Origin of the sequence: Sorangium sp. So ce385 (genome assembly GCF_051474135.1) — a bacterium.
Taxonomy (GTDB): Bacteria; Myxococcota_A; Polyangia; order Polyangiales; family Polyangiaceae; genus Sorangium; species Sorangium cellulosum_D.
The window spans coordinates 2,792,145-2,813,027 of record NZ_CP150337.1; the positions used below are offsets into that span (position 1 = coordinate 2,792,145).

At 73.3% G+C, this 20,883-nt stretch carries 12 protein-coding genes; 3 read left to right on the forward strand and 9 right to left on the reverse strand.

Going from position 1 to position 20,883, the window contains the following annotated elements; translation table 11 throughout:
* Positions 1-29: 29 nt before the first annotated feature.
* The 8 genes from WME83_RS10415 to WME83_RS10450 form a co-directional block, all read right to left on the reverse strand.
* The gene (locus WME83_RS10415) at positions 30-1,055 is read right to left on the reverse strand and encodes a tetratricopeptide repeat protein (protein WP_437319122.1); all 1,026 of its coding nucleotides are present in this window, start codon (positions 1,053-1,055) and stop codon (positions 30-32) included.
* Between the two features lie 13 nt (positions 1,056-1,068).
* Positions 1,069-2,688 (reverse strand): hypothetical protein, encoded by a 1,620-nt coding sequence (locus tag WME83_RS10420; RefSeq protein ID WP_437319123.1) that lies wholly within the window; start codon positions 2,686-2,688, stop codon positions 1,069-1,071.
* A gap of 32 nt (positions 2,689-2,720) precedes the next feature.
* The gene (locus tag WME83_RS10425; RefSeq protein WP_437319124.1) at positions 2,721-3,830 is read right to left on the reverse strand and encodes a PEGA domain-containing protein; all 1,110 of its coding nucleotides are present in this window, start codon (positions 3,828-3,830) and stop codon (positions 2,721-2,723) included.
* Between the two features lie 2 nt (positions 3,831-3,832).
* Positions 3,833-5,722 carry a hypothetical protein gene (locus WME83_RS10430; protein WP_437319125.1) on the reverse strand — a complete coding sequence of 630 codons (1,890 nt, stop codon included), beginning with the start codon at positions 5,720-5,722 and terminating at the stop codon, positions 3,833-3,835.
* Positions 5,712-6,713 carry a hypothetical protein gene (locus WME83_RS10435; RefSeq protein ID WP_437319126.1) on the reverse strand — a complete coding sequence of 334 codons (1,002 nt, stop codon included), beginning with the start codon at positions 6,711-6,713 and terminating at the stop codon, positions 5,712-5,714. Before WME83_RS10435 ends, WME83_RS10430 begins: the two co-directional genes overlap by 11 nt.
* A 286-nt stretch (positions 6,714-6,999) precedes the next feature.
* Positions 7,000-8,064, reverse strand: coding sequence for a tRNA (adenosine(37)-N6)-threonylcarbamoyltransferase complex transferase subunit TsaD (gene tsaD, locus WME83_RS10440; RefSeq protein ID WP_437319127.1), 1,065 nt, complete (start codon positions 8,062-8,064; stop codon positions 7,000-7,002).
* Positions 8,052-8,651 carry a hypothetical protein gene (locus WME83_RS10445; RefSeq protein ID WP_437319128.1) on the reverse strand — a complete coding sequence of 200 codons (600 nt, stop codon included), beginning with the start codon at positions 8,649-8,651 and terminating at the stop codon, positions 8,052-8,054. The genes tsaD and WME83_RS10445 overlap by 13 nt, the downstream gene beginning before the upstream one ends.
* Positions 8,648-12,946, reverse strand: a complete 4,299-nt coding sequence (locus WME83_RS10450) for a HEAT repeat domain-containing protein (RefSeq protein WP_437319129.1) — start codon at positions 12,944-12,946, stop codon at positions 8,648-8,650. The genes WME83_RS10445 and WME83_RS10450 overlap by 4 nt, the downstream gene beginning before the upstream one ends.
* Before the next feature lie 330 nt (positions 12,947-13,276).
* Between WME83_RS10450 and WME83_RS10455 the strand changes: the two genes are divergently transcribed.
* From WME83_RS10455 to WME83_RS10465, 3 genes are all read left to right on the forward strand, one after another.
* Entirely contained in the window at positions 13,277-15,034 is a 1,758-nt protein-coding gene (locus tag WME83_RS10455; protein WP_437319130.1) for an AAA family ATPase, read from the forward strand.
* 226 nt (positions 15,035-15,260) lie between these two features.
* Complete coding sequence (locus WME83_RS10460; RefSeq protein WP_437319131.1) at positions 15,261-19,262, forward strand: protein kinase domain-containing protein; 4,002 nt, start codon at positions 15,261-15,263, stop codon at positions 19,260-19,262.
* A 219-nt stretch (positions 19,263-19,481) separates the two neighbouring features.
* Entirely contained in the window at positions 19,482-20,276 is a 795-nt protein-coding gene (locus WME83_RS10465; RefSeq protein WP_437319132.1) for a hypothetical protein, read from the forward strand.
* 5 nt (positions 20,277-20,281) lie between these two features.
* Here WME83_RS10465 and WME83_RS10470 read toward each other — a convergent pair whose 3' ends face one another.
* Positions 20,282-20,878: a Uma2 family endonuclease gene (locus WME83_RS10470; RefSeq protein ID WP_437319133.1), complete on the reverse strand. Its 597-nt coding sequence runs from the start codon at positions 20,876-20,878 to the stop codon at positions 20,282-20,284.
* Between the last annotated feature and the right edge of the window lie 5 nt (positions 20,879-20,883).

A 20,883-nucleotide genomic window follows, 5' to 3' on the forward strand; every position in this document is an offset into this window, starting at 1 on the left:
GCTGACTCCCCGGTACACGGCGCCTCCGCTCAGAATCGACCGCTCAAGGATAGACCCGTCACGCCCGACCCCACGAGCGGCGCGACCTGCACGCGGCGGTCCGGCGCGGAAGGTCGAGCGACCAGCGCATAGATCACCGTCCCCACCCCGGCTGCCCCGACGATGAAGCTGCCGATGGCCACGTTGGTGAACGCGTACTGAAGGTCGACCGTATCGCTCAGCTCCGCGCAGACCGCCGGCGACTCCGTGCTGGGACAGCGGCCCATGAGCTCGCTGTCTGCGCGGACGTTGTCGCGCAGATCCTCCGCGTCGCTTCCCTCGCCGAGCGCGAGGACCGTGAACGCGGTGCCCGCGATCACGCCTACCCCGGCCGCGACTCCGCCTCCGATCAACAGGGTCTTTCGCAGATCGTCTCGTGATGCGGATGACTCGTCGTGCGTCCGCGGGGCTTCGGTCGGAGCCGCCGTCAGGTCGAGGACGACGTATCCTTTCGCCCGCTCGTCCAGCCGGATCGTCCGTGAAACCGGAGGGCGGCCCGGCTGGACACCGACCAGCGTATGGTCGCCAGGGTCACGCTCCACGGGGGTCGCCGGAGCGATGCGCTGTCCGTCGAGCGTCAGCTGCACCGCGCCTTTCGCCGGGCCAGCGACGGTGACCTCCAGGGTCGGGATGCGCGGGGCGAGGGCAGCGAGCTCGGCCTTCGCGTCGGCCTGCGCCTGCTGAAAGGCGCGCGGAGCGTTGGCGGAGAGCGGCTCGTCCAGGACGCGCTGGTAGAGCGAGCGCGCCTCGAGCAATCGACCGAGGCGCTCGCAGGAGCGCGCCGCCATGACCAGGAACGGCGGGGCGTGGACCTGAGCCTCGGCGTCGCGGAAGGCCGTGAGCGCGTCCTCGTAGCGGCCGGCGTTGAAGAGCTCCCAGCCCTTGTCGGCGAGCGCCTTGGCCGCGAGCTTCGCCTCGGCGCTCGGCGGGGACGGCTGGGCGACGGCGGTGGGCGAGGCGGCCAAGATCGTGAGCCCGAGGAGAAGCGCGGGGCCGAGATGTCGGCAGGTGCTCACGGCAGGGGTTGCATCACGGGGATGCCGATGCGTTGGTAAAATCTTTCATCTTCTCGGCGAGGCCGTTGCCAACGGCAGCGCCGACTTCGATGGCGACAACACCCTCACCCTCCTCCGGCGGCGGGTGGCCAAGGTAGGCGATGCCGAGGGAATGGCCATCGCTGCCCTTGCCGCCTGGCCCGCCGTTGCCGCCGTCGCCTCCTTCACCGCCGTCACAGCCGGTGCTCAGCGCGGTCGGACCTGTGCCGCCTGAGCCTGGAGCGCCACCCAGGCCGCCGACCTGGCCCGCCCCGCCAGCGCCACCCCGGCCGCCAGCCTTGGCTTTCAGGAGCACATCCTCGAAGGTGAGGGTTGCATTGATGCTGAGGAGGGCGATGCTGGAGCCGCCTGGCCCGCCGCCCTTGCCCCCCGCGCCACCACAGCCGCCGGCTCCGCCGGAGCCGCCGCTGGCGCCACCCAACCCCGGTGAGCCGGCGGGGCAGGCGCTCCCGCCCCTGGCGCCCGCGCCGCCACCGCCGCCCTGGCCGGGAGCTCCGGGCTTGCCTGTTCCTCCAGTGAGCCCGGTAAAACCGGTGCTGTCGATGGCACCGGTCCCCCTCGCGTCGTCGCCTGCGTCGCCGGCTTTCCCTGCTTGACCATCCTTGCCGTTGCCGCACGCGCCGCCCGAGCTGCGAGCGCCGCCATTGGGATTCGCATCCTCTCCAGGAAACCCGGCGGTGCCAGCGCCTGCTTGCGTTGACGTACCGTTGCCGCCCAGCCCGCCGATCGAGTTATCGCTGGAATCGTTCGGCATCCCGCAGTCGTTCTCGGGAGGTTCGTCCGTAGTCACGGTGCCCGCGGTGCATGCCTCACTCCCTGAGCTGCCTTTTCCCCCTTCCGCGGCGCGCTGGCGGTGGAGCGCTCCCGGTGCGCCCGGCGCCGCTTCGCCCGCATCGAACGTGCACCGCTCGAGCACGATGTTGCCGCCATCAGCAATCGCAGCGATCGAGGACTTCCCGTATCTATCTTTATTGTCCGGGTTGTCAGGGTCTTCGAGATCGACGGTGATCGGCGGCGCTACGACATGGAAATCCTCAATCCGTACGCTCTTGCCCGCTGCGCTCATCGTGAGAGGAGCCGTCCCCGGCGGCGCCGTGGGCGGTGTCGTCAGGATCGTTTCCGCTGTGCTCGTCCATCGCCAGTTTGCTCCCTCAGTCTTGCAGTCGAGCCTGCCGAAGATCGATACCTTCGTCTGCACCGAGACGGCTTCCTCGAAGGTGCCGACACACACGTAGACGTGAGGTTTGTCAGCGCCCTCCACGCGAGCGATGGCTTCTCCGATCGACCTGAGCGGCGCCTCCTTCGTGCCAACAGCGCCATCATCGCCGTCCTCGGACACGAACACCCCGCAACCGTCGTCGACGCCGGCTCCGGCGAGCTGCGGGTCGCACTCGGGGGTCGGAATGACTCCTCCTCCTCCGCCGTTCCCGCCGCTTCCGCCATTGCCGCCCATTGCGCCAAGGCGAGAAGCCTCATCGTGCTTCTTCTTGGCATCGTCAGGTTGTACCAAGCACCCGCTCACATGGAGCCCTGCGGTCATCGCCGTCAGGAGAAGCGTCGCGGCGAAGCGACAACCAAGACGATGATGACCCATCCTGCTGACTCCCCGGTTCACGATGCCTCCGCTCAGAATCGACCGGTCAAGGAAAGGCCTGCCGAGCCCGCTCCCACGCGTGGAACGACCTGCATGCGGCTGGCCGGTGGAGCAGGCCGATCCACGAGCGCGTAGATCACCGTCCCCGCGCCGGCTGCCCCGACGATGAAGCTGTAGATAGCCGCATTGATGAATGCGTACTGGACGTCGACCGTATCGCTCAGCTCCGCGCACAGCGGTGGGTGCTTCGTGCTTGCGCAATACCCTTTGAGATCGCGGTCGTTATCGACCTGTCCCCGCAGATCCTCGGCGGCGTCCCCTTTCCCCAGCGCGAGCACCGTAAACACCGTCCCCGCGATCACCCCCACCCCCGCCACCGCCCCTCCCGCGATGAGCAGCGTCTTGTTCGGCGGAGGCTCGCCGCCCTTCCCCAACCCCCCGTGCCACGCCGTCCCGGGCCTCTCCACCGCCGCCGGCTCGCTCGCCCGCGCGCTCTTCAGCTCGACGCTCCGCTCGATCTCCTCGCCCGCCTTGAGCTCCACCGCGACGCTCGCCGGCTCGTACCCTTGTCGCCGCACCGAGATCGTATGCGCCCCCGGCTCCAGGAACACCGGATCCTGGAGTGGCACGGTCCCGACGACCTCCGGCCCCACGCGCACCTCGGCGTCCTCCACGTCGACGCGCAGCCGGACCGCGCCCACCTTCGCCCGCGCCTGCGCGTACGTCTTGAGCGCGGCGGCGCGCTCGTCCGGCGTCGCCGTCGCGTCCTTCTCGATCTCGCGCACGTAAATGGCGAGGTGCTTGGCCGCGTCCGGATAGCGCTGCAGCATCAGCTCGCAGGTGCCTATCCCGCCGGCGATCGTGTAGTGCTTCTGCAGCGCCCACGCCGCCACGAACGAAGCATAGGCGTCGGCCCACCGCCCCTTCTCCGAGGCGGTCACGCCCTCCATGTAGAGCTTCCTGGCCTTGTCGCTCATCGCCTCGCTGGGCGCGCGCGGCGCCTGGATCGCCGTCTGGCCCGCAGCGCCCTGCTGCCCCGTGCCCCTCGGCGAGGCGCCTCCCTTCGGCTGCGCCTCGCTCGGCGAGGCGGCCGTCAGCAGGCCGACGAAGCACATCCACGGAACACTCTGCGCGAGACGCATGATCAAAACTTTACCTTCGGTTGAATCGCGCCCACCGGCTTCTGGTCCTCCGGATCGCGCCCTGTCTCTTTCCCGTCTTTCCCGCGTTGCTGCTGCGCTGCGGGCGTCTTCGAGCCCGCTCTGCCGCCGCCGGTCTTCCGCTGCTGGCTCGCCGTCGGCGCCGACCCCGGCGGCTTCGCCTGCGCATCCTCCCCGGCGCTCGCCGTCCCCTCCGTCGGCGCCGTCCCCTCCGGCGCCGACGCCGCCCCCGTCGCCTGCGGCCCCGCCGTCGCCTGCGGCGCTGCCGCCTCCGCCCCCTCCTTCACGCTCGTCCCCGGCGCCCCGCCCACCGTCGTCGGGGCCGCCGAGGGCTGCTCCGGCGGTGGCGCCGGCTGCGCCCCCGGCCCTCTCGACACCACCGCCCACGCCACCGCCCCCGCCGCCGCAGCGCACCCGAGCCCCGCCACCGCCCAGAGCGCCTTCCGGGATTTCTGCGGCTGCTCGACGACGATCGGTATCTCCCCGCCCTCGTCCTCCCCCGCGGCGCTGCGCGCCGAGACCGGCGGCATCGCCGGCGCCTGCTGCACGCCCCTGCCGGCGGCCATCGGCAACGGCGGCGCCCCCGCCCCCGGCCGCATCAGATCCGCCGGCCCTCTCGAGATCGGCGGCACGCCGCCCCCCGCCGGCCCCGCCAGCCCCCCCGCCGCCACACCCCCGCTCACCGCATTCCCCGGTCCCGCCTCCACGAGCCCCGCCTCGCGCAGCAGCTTCTCCGCATCGATGACCAGCGTCCCCTTCGGTCCCACCGCCGACGACGCCGCCCCCGCGCTCGCCCCCTCGACCGCGTGCGCCTCGACCCGCCGCTGCGCCGGCGGCGCCGACGGCAGCCGCCCCCGCTCCGACACGGGCCCCGCGGGCGCCGGCACCGCCCCGCCGGCGGTCTGCGCCAGGTGCGCCGCGCCCCCCGCCTGCTGCGCCGCGTACCGCTCGCGCCACCCGCCGAACTGCGGCTTGTCCCCCGTCTCGCCCTGCGGCCGCGCCCCGAACAGCTTGCGCGCGATCTCCCCCTCGTCTTCCGAGACGTCCTCGATCCGCAGCAGCGCCCCGTGGCGATCCTCCATCGTCACGTCGCGCTCCCGCACGAACCGCACCGACACCCCACCCGGGATGTCCGCCTCACGCCCGCTCGTGATCGACGTCCACTTGATGTTCGACCGGTACAGCACCGTCGCGATCCTCGCCGCGGCGTGCGCGATGGCCCCGAACGGCTCATCGTGCTTGTGCACGATCACGACCCGCTTTGGCAGCGACCCCTCGTCCGCCACCCAGTCCCACGTCGCGCTGCTCCGCCGCAGGTACGGCAGATCCCCGAACTCCTCGACATACCGCTCCAGCACGTGCGCCACCCGCTCCGGCGCGTCGCGCACCGCGCCCACGTACTCGCGGTAAAACATGCCCGCCGACGAGTTGACCTCCGTCGCGTTCATCACGTGCCGGTAAAACGTCGCCGACGCCTCCAGGAGCGACGTGTACCCGAGGTCCCGATCCACCGCGACGATCCCGTGCGCGAACGGCGGATTCCCCCGACCGGCGTGATCCATCGCCCCGCCGATCCGGAACCCGAAGATGAGCCCCATCGCCCCGTGCCCAGGCTCATGCTGCGTGTCGTCGCGCGACAGGTTGCCGATCGCGAACGCATGCGTCGCCCCCGTCGCGGGCTCGATGTACTTCATCAGCCGCGCCAGGTGGCTGAAATGCGTCGTCGTCAGCGCCCCCTGCGGCACCTCCGGGCAATACATGAAGTCGATCTGATGCCCAGGGATGTTCCCGTGCAGCACGTGATACCACGACGCCTCCGCAGGCGCGCGGTACCGCGGGATCACATACCCCGAGGCGCCCTCGCTACCGTACATTGGGCCTGACCTGCTGCTGCGGCATCTGCGGGGCCGGGAGCTGCGCCGTCCGCGACAGCGCCGGATTCGGCCCGATGTCCGCCTTCATCCGCTGGAGCAGCTGCGGATCATACGCGTTCTTCGGGAGGATCCGCTCCACGAAGTGCGAGAACAAATGGTGCGTGCTGTGCCCGTAGCTCGCCGACCCGACCAGCACCCGAATGTCGATGTGGTTCTTGTACCGCTCGAGGCTGTCGATGAGCGGCTTGTAATACCCGCGCGCCTCCTTCTCCACCTCGGCCGGCGTCCCGGACAGAACATCGGACTTGTTGATGAACAGCACCACCGCCTTGCACGACGCCAGCGTCTTCGGGCTGAAGAAGAACTGCAACGATTGCGGCTGAAACTCCCGGAGCTGCTCCTGGATCCGCGACGGCTCGAGCTTCTGCCCGTCCTTGCCCGCCAGATCCACCACCATCAGGAGCCCGTGGATCTCCTCCATGATGAGCTCCTGCTGCGCGTCCACGATGTGCTCGCCGCCCCAGTCGCCGATCTCGAAGACGTGCTCCGTCAAGACCTCTTTCGTGAGCACGTGGCTGACCGTCCGCTCGTAACGCTCGATCTTCGTGCCCTGCAGCGTGCCGAGATCCACGAGCGGATTCGCCCACTTGAGCGTGAGCGACGTCTTGCCCGTCCACTTGATGCCCAAGGTCAGGATCTTGTAGCGCTTCTGCGTGATCTTCGGCCGGCTCTCGAGCTCGCTCTTGTACCAGTCGATCTCCTTCTGCTGAGCGTCGAGCCAGTCGACCTTCTGCCGGTCCTCGCCCCGCGCGATCTCGAGCGCCTGCTGGAGCTGCGCGTACTGCCCCCGCATCTGCTCCAGCTGGTTCTTCGCCTGCCGGAGCGCCTCGATGTGCTGGTTCGCGTCCTTCAGCTGCCGCTTCAGCGGCGCCACCTGCATCAGCAAGAACACGACGCCCGCGCCGCACGCCACCGCCACCAACCCAAGCACAATCGGTAGAACAACCTGCATGGCCCTCAAACCTCGCGCCCCGACGGGCGGCTATCCCAAGCTGTCCTGTCCCGTCCGGCCGGAAAAACGGCCAGCGCGGGCCGGCCTGAATCCTGAGCTCTCATCAGACCACGGCTCGCCGCAGCCGACAAGTCCGAGGTAGTCCCCGGCACCAGCCGTACCTTCAACGTTCGCCAGCGTTCGCCATCGCCCGCCATGGCCCCACACACCTCGCGCCCCGCGCCCATGCCGCTCCCCGCGACGCCCCGCTACCGGCCTGTCCCGCTCACCGCGCGCCGCCGCCCTTCCGGGTGACCCGCGGCAGCGCGGTCCTCGTCTCCGGCGCGAGATCCAGCGCGTCCCGCTCCCCGGCCGCGAGCCGCAGCGCGCCCGCATACGCGATCATCGCCCCGTTGTCCGTGCAGCTCGCGAACGGCGGGACGAACAGCGCGAGCCCCCGCCGCTCGCACGCCGCCGCCATCCTCGCCCGGAGCCCCCGGTTCGCCGCGACGCCCCCCCCGAGCACCACCCGCTCGACCCCCTCGACCCGCGCGGCCCGCACGGTCTTCTGCACGAGCGCGTCGACCACCGCGCCCTGGAACGCCGCGCACAGGTCGTGGAGCGCCTGCCCCTCCGGCCGCCCCCGCCTCGCCACGTGGCGCGCCACCGCGCTCTTGATGCCCGAGAAGCTGAACTCCAGCGACTCCTTCCGCGCCATCACCGCCGGCACCGCCTCCGACGCGGCCGCCGGATCCCCCGTGGCCGCGAGCCGGTCGACCACCGGGCCGCCCGGATACCCGAGGCCGAGCAGCTTCGCCACCTTGTCGAACGCCTCGCCCGCCGCGTCGTCGCGCGTCGCGCCGAGCTCGCGGATCGCGCCGAGCGACGGCCCGTCCACCCGGTAGATCGCCGTGTGCCCGCCCGAGGCGAGCAGCGCGATGTACGGGAACGACGGCCGCTCCTCCGGCGGCGGCGCGCCGCCCCGCCGCAGGAACACCGCGAGCAGGTGCCCCACGAGGTGATCGACGCCGACGAGCGGCTTGCCCGCCGCCCACGCGAGCCCCTTCGCGGCCTGCAGGCCGACCAGCAGCGCCCCCGCGAGCCCAGGCCGCGACGTCACCGCGACGCCGTCGAGGTCCGCCGCCGCGACGCCGGCGCGCGAGAGCGCCTCGCGCACCACCGGGACCACCGCGCGCGCGTGATCGCGCGCCGCGACCTCGGGCACGACCCCGCCGTACGGCGCGTGCAGCGCCACCTGGCTGCGCACCACGTCCGAGAGGACGTCGCCGCCCTCGGTCACCACCGCCGCCGCCGTCTCGTCGCACGATGTCTCGATCCCTAGAACCCGCATGTCCCCGTCCGCCGCGTCAGCCTGAAATTGCCGAACACCTGCCGCTCTCCCTCCGCCTGCGCCTCGCCCGGCGCAAGCGGCTCCCGGCCCGGCCGGAGCAGGCGGACCTCGACCGACGCGTCGGTGCGCAGCGACAGGATCGCGATCAGCGGCTCCGCCGCAGGATCCGACGCGCTCACGGCGTAGATCGCGTTGCGCTCGCGGCCCTCCCCGAACTCCAGCCGCGACAGCGGATCGTGGGCGAGCGCGCCGATCGGCCGCAGCGGCGCGCCGTCGAGGAGGCGCCGCTCCGGCGCGGCCCCGTCGGGCGCCTCGTAGGTCCACAGCGCGCCCGGCGGCTCCGGCCCGTCGAGCGCGTCCGCGTCGAGCGACAGCCGCATCTGCACCCGCGGGCTCAGGCCCGCGCGGAACGCGCCGCCCAGCGTGATCGCGCCGCAATACGCCTCGCCGTCGGCCGTCGAGAACCGGCTCACGTCGTCGCAGCCGGCCGCGCCGCCCGCCGCCGCCGCGCTCGCCGCGCCGGCCAGGACGAGCGGCGCGAGCCGCGGCGGGACGCGCCGCGGCCCGGTCGCTGCAGCGGCGCTCACGGCGCGCCGCTCCGCATCAGATCGGCCGCGGCCTGGCGCACGCGCGGCTCGGGGTCGCGCGCCGCGAGGTGCTTCAGCACCGGCGCCGCCGCCGCGCGATCCGCCGAGGCGAGGGCGCGCGCCGCCGCCTCGCGCACGAGGGCGTACGCGTCGGAGCGGGCCGCCGCGCCGAGCGTCTCCGCGACCTGGCCCGGCCGCCCGCCGGCCGCGCCGCCGGGCGCGCCCAGCCGGCCCAGGGCCTCCGCCGCGCGGACGCGGAGCGGCCAGCTCGCCGAGGTCCGCAGGAGCTCCGAGACCGCCGCGATGGTCGGCCCGTGCCGGACCGCGCCGAGCGCCGCGAGCGCCGCCCGCCGCACGCTCTCCTCCGGATCGCCGAGCGCGTCGACCACCGCGGCCTGCGCCTCGGGCTCGGGCCGCGTCGCGAGCAGCTCGACCGCGCGCGTGCGCACCTCGATCGCCGGGTGCCGCACGAGCGCCACGAACCCGCCCACGACCGACGCCGCGACCCCCTCCACGGCCGCCTCGACCTGCCGCCGGAGCTCCGGGGCGAGCTCGGCGCGCCCGTCCGTGAACGGCGCGAGCCCGAGCGCCGCCCCGCCGGCCGTGGCGCCGCGATCGCCGGCCGCGCCCGCGCCGCGCAGGCCGGCGGCGCCGCGCGACAGGATCGCGTCCGCGACGACCAGCGCCCGCTCCGGCGACGTCGCGACCGCGGCGACCGCCGCCTTCTGGAGCGCCGGGCCGAGCGCCACGAGCGCGGCCGCGCGGTCCTCCGGGCCAGGCGGATCCGGATCGAGCCCCGCGAGCACGTCTTTCACCGTCAGCGCCCCGTCCGGCACGGGCAGCGGCTCTCGTGCGCGCGGGTAGGCGCGCCGCGTGAGCGCGACCGCCGCCGACACCGCGGCGGCGCGCAGCCCCTCGTCCGACGAGAACGCGCCTGCCGCGATCGCCTGCGCCGCGCCCCCCGAGGCGGACGCCTCGGCCTCACCGGGGCCGCCCTTCGTCGAGGCGCCCTCGCCGAGCCGCGCGAGCGTGAGCAGCGCCGCGCGGCGGAGCTCCGGCTCGCTCGAGTCGGCGAGCGACATGAACAGCGCGGGCCCCTCGCCGCCGCCGCCGATCTCGCCCAGCGCGCGGACCGCGGCCGCGCGCGGCACGGAGCCGGCCTCGGGCGCCCGCGCGACCGCGGACAGCGCCGCCGCGTGCCTCCGGTCGTGCGTCAGCCCGAGGCCGACCGCCGCGATCGCCCGCACCTCCGGCGCCGGCGACGACAGGAGCCGCGCGAGCAGCGCCTCGGCCTTCGCCGCGGGCCGGCCGCCGCCCGCCGCGAGCCGCGCCACGCCCCAGGTCGCCGCGACCGCGACCGCGTCGTTCGGCAGCACGGTCGCCGCCGCGTCCCGCGGCGCGAGCATCTGCTCGTAGCGCTCCAGCATCGACGGGTCGCGCAGCGCGCCGCACGCGATCATCGCGCGGGCGCGCAGGCCCTTGTCCGCCTGCCCGATCGCGAAGTTGTAGAGCGCCGGCCCGGCGCTCTTGTTCTCGACGTAGGCGAGCACCTCGATCGCGATCTTCTGCTGCGACTCCTTCTCGTCGGCGAGCGCGTCGAGCAGCGGCTTCACCGCGCGCGCGCCGATCTTCGCGAGCTCCGCGCGCGCCGCCGCGCTCGCCGCGCGGCCCTCGGCGCGGACCTTCTGCATCAGCGGGAAGGTCATCGCCCCGTACAGCTCGACGAGCAGCCGCCGGTAGAGCGGCTTCTGCGGGTTGCCGACCGCGACCGGCAGGAGCTCGCGCTCGAGCACCTCGAGCGAGCCCCGGCCGAGGTTCACCTGCATCGACATCCGCGCCGCGCGCGCGACGAGCTCCTCGTCGTTCGACGCCCGCACGACGCGCCGGAAGAGCCGGTCGGCCTCGTCGGCCTGCCCCGCGGTGAGCAGGAGCTCGGCGAGGTCGAAGTAGACGGGGAACAGCCGGTCGTTCTTCGCCAGCGCCTGCCGGTACTCGGCGATGGCGCGCGGGAAGTCCTGCCGCCTCCGGTACATGTCGCCGAGCTTCTGGTGGCCGCTCGCGTCCTCGGGCGACAGCTCGACGGCGCGCGCGGCGTACCGGATCGCGTCGTCGTCGCGGTAGAGCTCCGCGGCGTACTGCGCCATGCGCTGGTAGAACTCGCGGGCCCGCTTCGGGTTCACCTCGACGAGCTTGCCCAGCACGTCGATGGCGCCGAGGAGGTTCTGCTGGAGCACGAGCACGCGCTCCAGCGCGAGGAGCGAGTCCTCGTCGCCCGGCGCGGCCTGGACGAGCTTGCGGAGCGTGGCCTCGGCGTCGGGCAGCCGGTGCAGCTTGCGCTGGACCTCGGCGAGCAGCCGCCCCGCCTCCAGGTCGGGCGGGGTCGCGTTGAAGCGCGCGCCGAGCGGCCCGACGCGGCCCTGCAGCTCGTGGGTGAGCGACCAGAGGCTGACGATGTGGGTGCGCGCCTCGCGCGCGAGCAGCTTGTCGCCGCCCGCGCCGGCGAGCAGCTGCTCCCACAGCTCGCGCGCCTCGGCGTAGCGCGGCCCGGCGTTGCCGAGCGAGCTCGCGGTGCGCTCCAGCGCGATCGCCAGCGCCTTCTTGTAGCGGGTGTTCGCGGGCTCGAGCTGCGCGGCCTCCCGGAGCGCGGCGAGCGCCTCGGTCACCATGTCGTGGTCGAGGTACACCTCGCCGAGGGTCGCCGCGGCGCGCGCCCGGTTCGGCACGACCAGCTTGATGCGCGCCCAGGTCTCCAGCGCCTTCTTCTTGTCGCCCGCCTGGAAGTACCGGTCGCCGAGGTCGACGAGGTGGCTCGGATCCCCGCCCGCGGCCCCGGCGAGCCGCTGGAGCACCTTGAGGGCCCGGTCCTTCTCCTCGACGCGCTCGTAGAAGTCGGCGACGGCCGCGAGCGTCTCGGGCTCGTCCGCGACGCGCCCCTCGAGCTGGGTGAGCAGCGCGAGCGCCTTCGGCCGGTCGCCCCGCTGGATGAGCGTCTCGCACAGCTCGAACACGAAGTCGGCGTTGTTCGGGGCCGCCTTGATCAGCAGCTCGTACTCGCGGATCGCGGTGTCGAGCTCGCCGGCGGTCTGGAGCAGGTGCACGAGCCGGAGCCGCGTGTCGATGTGCTTGCCGTCGAGCGCGAGCGCCCTCCGGTAGATCGCGATCGCCTTGTCGACGTCGCCGGTCTCCTCGTACAGCGCGCCGAGGGTCGCGAGCCGCTGGAAGTCCTGCCCCCGCTCGGCCTCGAGGATGGCGATGAGCTCGGCGAGCTTGCCCTCGGCGCGGAAGGCGTCGGTCATGATGAGCAGGATCTCGGCCCGCACGCCCGCGGCGTTGCCGGCGATGGAGAGCGCCCGCTTCAGCACGGCGAGCGCCTCGTCCATCTTCTTCTGCCGCGCGAGCGCCTGCCCGAGGTCGCGCAGCGCCGGCGCGAGCGCCCGGTTGTCGCCGGCGGCGGCCTTCACGAGCTCGCGGAACTCGACCTCGGCGCGCGCGTGGTGCCCGCGCGCGGAGAGCTCGCGCCCGAGCTCCGCCTTCACGAAGAGCGAGCCCTGCGCGTTCTTCACGAGCGCGTCGTGGTGCGCCTTGGCGGCGTCGAAGTCCGAGAGGTCGAGGCAGAGCGCGAGCAGCGTGCGCCGGGTCTGCTCGACGTCCGCGGCGACCTTCAGCAGCGGCAGCGCCTTCTCGTAGTGCGCCCGCGCGCGGGCCTTGTCGCCGCGGTCCGCCTCGAGCTGGGCGAGCGCCATCATCGCCGCAGGGTCCGCCGGCCGGTCCGCGATGGCGGCCTCGTACGTCTTGATGGCGTCGTCGTAGCGCCCGTCCTGCTTGTAGATGCCGGCGAGCACGACCTTGGAGGCCCAGGCGTCGGCGCCGGGCTGCGCGGCGCGGCGCTCGAACTCCTCGACGAGCTTCTTCAGGTTCCCGTCGCGCTCGCGGTAGAGCTGGGCGAGGCGCTGGAGCGGGAAGGGCGCGCTCGGCTGGCTCATGACGATGGCCGTGTAGCGCGCGATGAGCGCGTCGTTGGACGGCCCGCTCCGCTTCGCGTCGCCGCCCTCGGCCGGCTCGGGCTTGGCCTGCGGCGCTTGTTCGGGCTGCGGCCTCGCTCCGGGCTGCGGCCGCGGTCCGGGCTGCGGCCGCGCGGCGGGGCCCGGCTTGCCGCCGCCGGGCTTCGGGGCCTTCGGTTTGCGCTTGCCGCGGCCGGAGGGATCGAAGTCCGCGGCCTCGGCGTGCGGGATCGCGAGCGTCGCGGCTGCGGGGACCAGGACCGCGAGGCAGCCGGCCAGAACGAGGGATCGCACCGGGGTAGGGTAGATCGGCGGTGCGCGGCCGGCCACGCGGAGCGGCGGCGGCGCGTCCAGGGAGGGGCGCGACGGGAAGGGGCGCGACGGGCGCTGCGGCGCCGGGCGGGTGAGCTCGGCGGGCACGTCTGCCCTCCCGGGGGAACGCTTGACGGGCGAGGTGCGGCCGGGGACAGTCCCTCTGCGCGCCGCGAGCACCCTCTCCGCCGCTGAAAGGCGGCGGCTCCATTGAAGCTACAGTCCGTCCTCTCCGCCGCTGAAAGGCGGCGGCCCCATTGAAGCTACAGTCCGCCCTCTCCGCCGCTGAAAGGCGGCGGCCCCATTGAAGCCATGCCCTTCGTCCCCGCCCTCGGCCAGTCCGATTTCCGCGAACTCCGCCGCGCAGGCGCCGGCTATGTCGACAAGACCTCGTTCATAGGGCAGCTCCTCGCCGATCCTGCGCAGGTCGTCCTGTTCCCACGGCCGCGCCGCTTCGGCAAGACCCTGAACCTCTCCACCCTCGCGTATTTCCTCGGGAAAAGCGACGAGGACCTCTCCCCACTGTTCCAGGATCTCGCCGTCTGGAGCGACCCGGCGGCCCGCGCTCATCTCCAGAAGCACCCTGTCCTCTTCCTCACGTTCAAGGACATCAAGACCTCCTCTTACGAGGCCGCACAAGAAGGGATTCGCAGTGAGCTCCAGGGGCTCTATGCGAAGCACCGCTATCTCCTCAACGAAGGAGGGATCGAGCCACATGACCGCCCGCGGTTCGAGCGCATCCTTTACGGTGAAGCGACGGAGGAGGACTGCCGTCGCTCGCTCAGAGAACTCTCGGATCATCTCGCACGCCATCACGGCCGCAAGGTGATCATTCTGATCGACGAATACGATACCCCGATCCAATCCGGATACCTGAACGGCTTCTTCGATGAGGTGACGCTGTTCTTCCGGAATTTCTTCTCTGCCGCACTCAAGGACAACCCCTCGCTCTTCAAGGGGGTGCTGACGGGGGTGCTGCGGGTCGCCCGGGAGAACCTCTTCTCGGGCCTCAACAACGTCATCGTGTCCTCGATCCTGAACGATCGCCGTTACGCGACCTCCTTCGGCTTCACCGAGGTCGAGGTCGCCGGCGTCCTCGAGCAGGCGCGACCCGACAGCGGCCCCACCGGACAGACCGGCTCGCTCCCCGATCAAGCGCCGCCGCGCCTCGATGAGGTCCGGGCCTGGTACAACGGGTATCTCTTCGGCGGCGAGGTCATCTACAATCCCTGGTCGATCCTCAACTGTGTGGCCAGCGCCGCCCTCCGGCCCTACTGGGTCAACACCGCCTCGAACGACCTTCTCCAGGATCTCATCGCCCGGCGGGGGCTCGGCCTCTCGACCGAGACCGAGGCGCTGCTGCGGGGCGAGCCCGTCGAGGCCCGTATTGATGAGAACATCGTCCTGCGCGATCTGGACCGGCAGCCGGAGGCGCTGTGGAGCTTCCTCCTCTTCTCCGGTTACCTCACCCCCAGGGCGGTGCGCGAGGAGCTCGGCAAGGTCATCGCCTCGCTCGCCATTCCCAACATCGAGGTCCGCGTCGCGTACCGCGATCTCTTTGACTCCTGGCTCCGGCGCGGGCTGCCGGAGCGGAGGCACGCCGAGGGGCTGCTCCGCGCGCTGCTCGCGGGCGACGCGCCGTCGCTGGAGGCGCTGCTCGAGCGGCTGCTCGTCACCGTGATGTCCTACCAGGACCCCGCCGGCCGGGAGCCGGAGAAGCTCTATCACGGCTTCATCCTCGGCCTCCTGGTGCAGCTCGAGGGCGATTACGACGTCCGCTCCAACCGCGAGTCCGGCCTCGGCCGCGCCGACGTCCTCGTGCGGCCGCGGACGCCGGGGCGTCCAGGGGTCGTGCTGGAGCTCAAGGTGCCGCAGCGCGGCGAGACGCCGGAGCAGGCGCTCCTCGCCGCCGCGCGGCAGGTCCGCGACCGCCGCTATGCGGCAGAGCTGGTCGCCGCCGGCGCCGCGCCCGTGCACGCGCTGGTCGCGGTCTTCGACGGAAAGCGCGCCTGGGTGAGGCCCGTCGACGAAGTCCTCTCCGGCGCCGAGGACGGACCCTCGCGGGACTGACCGCTCCGGACACGTGTCGTGGTGCGGAGCACAACGTCCTGCCCACCTTCCCACCGCTCCGCGGCAAATGGTGACCTGGATCTCGTAACGGTTGCCTTCCTCACAGCACAAATTGCTGCCTGGAAGCGGCGCGGTTCTGGATATCCTCGGCCACTGCGATGGGCTCTTCCGACGCACTGCACTGGCGAGCGCCGCGGCTCCCGGGGCCGCCGCAGGGGTACCGCTGATGCGCGCAGGGGACCTCGTCGGCAACCGCTTCGAGATCGAGGGGCACGCCACCGCCGGCGGCATGGCGCAGGTCTTCCGCGCCCGCGACCGGCTCACCGGCGAGCCGGTCGCGGTGAAGATCCTCCAGCGCCGCGGCCCCCAGGAGACGCACCGCTTCCTCCGCGAGGCGCAGGCGCTCGCCACGCTCCGTCACCCCGGGATCGTCGGGTACGTCGCGCACGGCGCGACCGACGGCGGCGACCTCTTCCTCGCCATGCAGTGGCTCTCCGGCGAGACCCTCGCCGAGCGCTTCCTCCGCGAGCCGCTCACCGTGCCCGAGAGCCTCTCGCTCGGCGCGCGCGTCGCCTCCACGCTCGGCGCCCTCCACCGCCTCGGCGTCGTCCACCGCGACCTCAAGCCGAGCAACCTCCTGCTCGTCGGCGGCTCCGTCGACGAGGTCACCCTGCTCGACTTCGGCGTCGCGCGCGTCGCGGAGGCCGGCCAGGAGCTCACCATGCCCGGCGTGATGCTCGGCACCCCCGGCTACATGGCGCCCGAGCAGGCGCGCGGCGAGCTCACCATCGACGCCCGCGCCGACGTCTTCGCCCTCGGCTGCGTCCTCTACCGCTGCCTCACCGGCCGGCCCCCGTTCGTCGGCAACGACGGCCTCTCCGTGCTCGTGAAGGTCCTCCTCGAGGATCCGCCCCGGCTCCGGGAGCTCCGCGGCGAGGTGCCCGCCGCGCTCGACGACCTCGTCATGCGCATGCTCGCCAAGGCCCCGCGCGACCGCCCCCGCGACGGCGCGGCCGTGGCCGCCGAGCTCGCGTCGCTCGGCGAGCTCGCGCCCGGCTCGCGGCGCGTCCCTCTGCCGATCGGCGGCCCCGCCCCCGAGCTCACCACCGGCGAGCGCCGGATGATCTGCCTCCTCCTCGCCCGCGACGGCGCGCTCGACAGCGACGCGACCCGGTCCGAGGGCGAGGACGCGCTCCGGGTGCGCGCGCTCAGCGCCCTGGCCGAGCGCCACCAGGGCCGCCTCGAGATCATCGAGTCGCGCTCGCCGGTCGTCGTGCTCTCGGGCGCCGTCGCGCCGACCGATCTCGCCGCCCGCGGGGCGCGATGCGCGCTCGCGATGCAGGTGCTGCTCGGCGGCGCGCCCGTCGCGCTGGTCTCGGGGCGCACCGAGCTCACCGCCCGCTCCCCGATCGGCAACCTCATCGATCAGGCCGCGGCGCTCCTCGCCGGCGACGCGGCGCGGCCCGGCGTCGTCCGCATCGACGAGGTCACGGCCGGCCTGCTCGGCGCGCGGTTCGACGTCGGATCCGACCCCACCGGCCACCTCCTGCGCGGCGAGCGCGACGACCTCGAGGTGGTGCCGCGCCTGCTCGGCAAGCCGACGCCGTGCGTGGGCCGCGACCGCGAGCTGTCCCTCCTCGAGGCGACGTTCGTCCAGTGCATCGAGGAGCAGACCCCGTCGGCGGTGCTGGTCACCGCCCCCGCCGGCATGGGCAAATCGCGCCTGCGCACCGAGCTGCTCCGGCGCCTCCGGGCGCGCGGCGAGCCGATGGAGGTCTGGATCGCGCGCGGCGATCCGATGAGCGCCGGCGCCTCCTTCGGCCTCCTCTCGCAGGTGCTCCGGCGCGCGCTCGGCGTCGCCGACGGCACGCCGGCCGCGGCGGTGCAGCGCAAGATCCGCGAGCGCGTCGGCCGCCACGGCGAGGCCGGCGCCCGCCTCGCGCCGTTCCTCGGCGAGCTCGTGGGGGCGCCCTTCCCCGACGACGAGAGCGAGGCGCTCCGGGTGGCGCGCCGGAGCTCCGTGCTCATGGGCGATCAGCTGCACCTCGCCTGGGAGGAGTTCCTGCGCGCCGAGTGCGCGGCGCAGCCGGTGCTGCTCGTGCTCGAGGACCTGCACTGGGGCGACCTGCCGACGGTGGCCATGATCAACAGCGCCCTCCGCAACCTGCGCGACGCGCCGTTCATGGTGCTGGCGCTCGGCCGGCCCGAGGTGCGCGAGATGTTCCCGAAGCTGTGGGCCGGCCGCGGCGTGCAGGAGATCGAGCTCACGGGGCTCTCGCGCCGCGCCAGCGAGCGGCTCGTGCGCCAGGCGCTCGGCAACGCGGCCGGCGAGGAGGTCGTCGCCACGCTTGTCGAGCGCGCCGACGGCAACGCGTTCTTCCTGGAAGAGCAGATCCGCGCCGCCGCCGACGGGCGGGGCGCCGCGCTGCCGGAGACGGTGCTGGCGATGGTGCAGGCGCGGCTCGAGGCGCTCGATCCCGAGGCGCGGCGCGTCCTCCGGGCGGCGAGCGTCTTCGGCCAGAGCTTCCGGCCCGCCGGCGTGGCCGCGCTGCTCGGCGGCGCCGACGCCGAGGTGGGGGACCGGCTCGCCGAGCTCGTCGAGCGCGAGGTGATCGCCCCGCGGCGGCAGCCAGGCCGGCGCGGCGACGGCCTCCTCTCCGCGCTGTCCTCCCAGCGCGCGGCGCCCTTCGACGAGCCCGAGCGCGACGCGCCGACGGCGTGCGAGGGCGCGGCGCTCGAGCTCGGCGCGCTGGGCGAGGCGGGCGCGGCCGAGCCCGAGTACAGCTTCCGGCACGGCCTCGTGCGGGAGGCGGCGTACGGCGCGCTGACGGACTACGACCGGCAGCTCGGGCACCGGCTCGCGGGCGAGTGGCTGGAAGGGGAGGGGAAGGGCGACGCGGCGGAGCTCGCGGAGCACTTCGAGCGCGGCGCCGAGCCGGGGCGGGCGGCGGCGTGGTACCGGCGCGCGGCGGAGCAGTCCCTGCGCGGCAACGATCTCCTCGCCGCGATCCGGCACGCCGAGCGCGGCCTCGCGTGCGGCGCCGCCGGGGCGGAGGCGGGCGGGCTGCTCCTCGTCGAGGCGGAGGCCCGCGTGTGGCGCGGCGATTTCGCCGTTGCCGAGCAGCGCGCGCTCGAGGCGGCCGCGCTCTTCGAGCCGGGCTCGCCGTCCTGGTATTCCGCCGCGACCGAGGTGGTCATGGCCGCCGGCAAGCAGGGGGCGCTCGACCGCGTCGAGTCCTGGGTGGCGACGGCGCGGGGCGCGTCGCCCGGCGCGGGCGCGCTCACCCGGCGGGACATCTGCCTCGTCGAGGGCGCCCTCTGGCTCGTCTTCGGCGGCCGCTACGCCGCCGCGGACGGGATCATCGCCGCGCTCGAGCGCAGCGGGGACGAGGGCCGGGCGCTCGACGTCGAGGTGCTCGCGAGGCTGTACGAGGCGCGCGCCATCCGCGCGATGACCTCCGGCGATCCCGGCGCTTGCCTGGAGGGCATCGAGGCGGCGCTCGCGGTGTTCGAGCGGAGCGGCGATCGCCGCAACGCCTGCTCGCTGCGGGTGAACCTGGGCGCCATCACCATGGAGCTCGGCGATTGCGAGGGGGCCGAGGCCGCGCTGCGCGCCGCGCTGCGCGCCGCGGAGCAGATGGAGCTCACGGACCTTGCCGCGTTCGCCCGCAGCAACCTGGGCAACGTGATGATCGCCCGCGGCGATCTCGACGAGGCGCGGCGGGTCGAGGCGGAGGCGATCGCGACGTTCCAGCGGCTCGGCGATCCGAGGGCCGAGGGGGTCGCGCGCGCCTACCTGGCGAAGGCGGCGCTGCTCGGCGGCGACCTCGCCGCCGCGGAGGCCGAGGCCCGCGCGGCCGCCGAGCTCCTGCAGAGCGCGCCGCCGCTGCGCGCCGCGGCGTGGGCGCTCTCCGCGCGCGTGCTGCTCCGGAAGGGCCGCGCCGACGAGGCGCTCGCGCTCTCCGGCGAGGCGCTCTCCCTCCTCGAGTCGCTCGGCGCGGTCGAGGAGGGAGAGTCGCTGATCCGGCTCGTCCGGGCGGAGGCCCTCTTCGCGAGCGGCCGCCGGGACGAAGGGGTCGCCGCGCTCGCGCGGGCGCGCCAGAGCGTGCTCGCCCGCGCCGGGCAGATCTCGAATCCTCGCTACCGGGATCGGTTCCTCTCGTCGCTCGACAACGGCGAGACGCTCGCGCTGGCGGCGCGGTGGCTCGGCGACGGCGACGCTCGGTGACGATGCGACGAGGGCGCGACGGATAACGGTGCGATCCACCGAACGTAGGATTCCCTGCCAGCGTCTCTCCCGGAGTCCTCGCGCCGCCCACGAGCACGCCTGATCGGCTGCTCGCTCGCCGGTTTTGCCAGACCAACGCAGGTGCGGAATCTTTGCGGTTCCTCCCGAAATGCGTTGAGGAAACTCCTGATACATGGTTCAATGGCTAATGAGGGGGCTATGCGAAATCGTTCCGTATTCGCGATCTCGTTCCTGGGCCTGATGAGCGTCTGTTTGCCGGCCTGCGTGGTTGAGGCCGAGCCCTCCGAAGAGGCCAGCGAGACGGCGGCGCAAGAGGTGTTCACGCGAAACGCGTTCACCAAGAACGCGCTGAAAGCCAGCGCGCTCACGACCGACAGGGTCGCGACGGGGGAGCTCACCGGCAATCCGCTGACCACCGACGCGATCGCCGGCAGCAGCGATGTCCTGAACGCGCTCCGGGATCCGCTGGCCCGCGAGTTCCTGAAGTACGCGGTGGGCTGCGCGCTCCCGGCGGGGCAGTCGGTGGAGGTCTCCCTGGACGGCGAGACTCACGTCTTCGAGGGGGATGTCGGTCTTTCACCCGAGTGGGGCAGGGCGCACGGGCACTGCAACGCGCGATGCCAAGGGTGGGTGTCCGCCTGCATGCTGGCCAGGGTCAACCACCTCGGGGAGAGCCTCCCCATCTCGATGCGCGGCCAGAACAAGGCCCTTGAGCTGGAGCCCGCGGAGCAGGAGTCGTTCCCTCACCGGGAGGGGGCTTATTTCGGCGATCTCTTCGCGCCGCAGCAGCTCCGGTTCGCGTGCAGGTCGCCCGGGTCGACGCTCATCCGCCGCGTGTGCGGCGGGACGGGCGCGGACGCGGAGGGCTGCGTCGTCGAGGTCCTCGGCGAGTGCGACGATCACTGCGGCCTCCCGGCGTCGGACGGCAGCTTCCGGAACTGCTCCGGCGGCGACCATACGATTCCGACGACGGTGACGATCTTCCGGCAGTAGCGGGATCAGGTCCCTGCCGCGGGCGCCTCGTCGCCCCCGAACAGGACGCCGACGGGCAGCTCCACGGCCTCGAACGGCTCGGCGCGCACGCGGTCGCCGGGGCCGGCGGTGAGCGCAGCGAGGTAGCCGTCTGCCGTCCAGCGCAGCACGGTGAGGGTCTCGTTCTGCGGGTCGACGATCCAGTAATGGGTGATCTGGAACCGGTGATAGACGCGTAGCTTCTTGACCAGATCGTTGCTGGCGTTCGAGGCGGAGAGCACCTCGCAGACCCAGTCCGGCCTGCTCTTCACCGGCCGGCCGCTCGGGCGCTCGGGGGTGCGCTCGCGGCGCCAGCCGGCGACGTCGGGGCGGTAGACCTCATGCGGATCGAGCTCGATCTCGACCTCGGGGAGGATCCACCACCCTCCGGGATGACCGCCGCCCGGGCGGCGATGGAAGGGGCCGCGCAGGCGGGCGATCACCTCGCCCTGCGCGTCGCTGTGCTCTGCGCTCGGGGTCGCCTTCTCGACGATCGCGCCGTCGATGATCTCGGCGCGCACGTCAAGGGGCAGCCGCGCGAGATCTTCGGCGGTGGCGCGACCGAGCGGCGAAGCAGTTGCCATGCCGG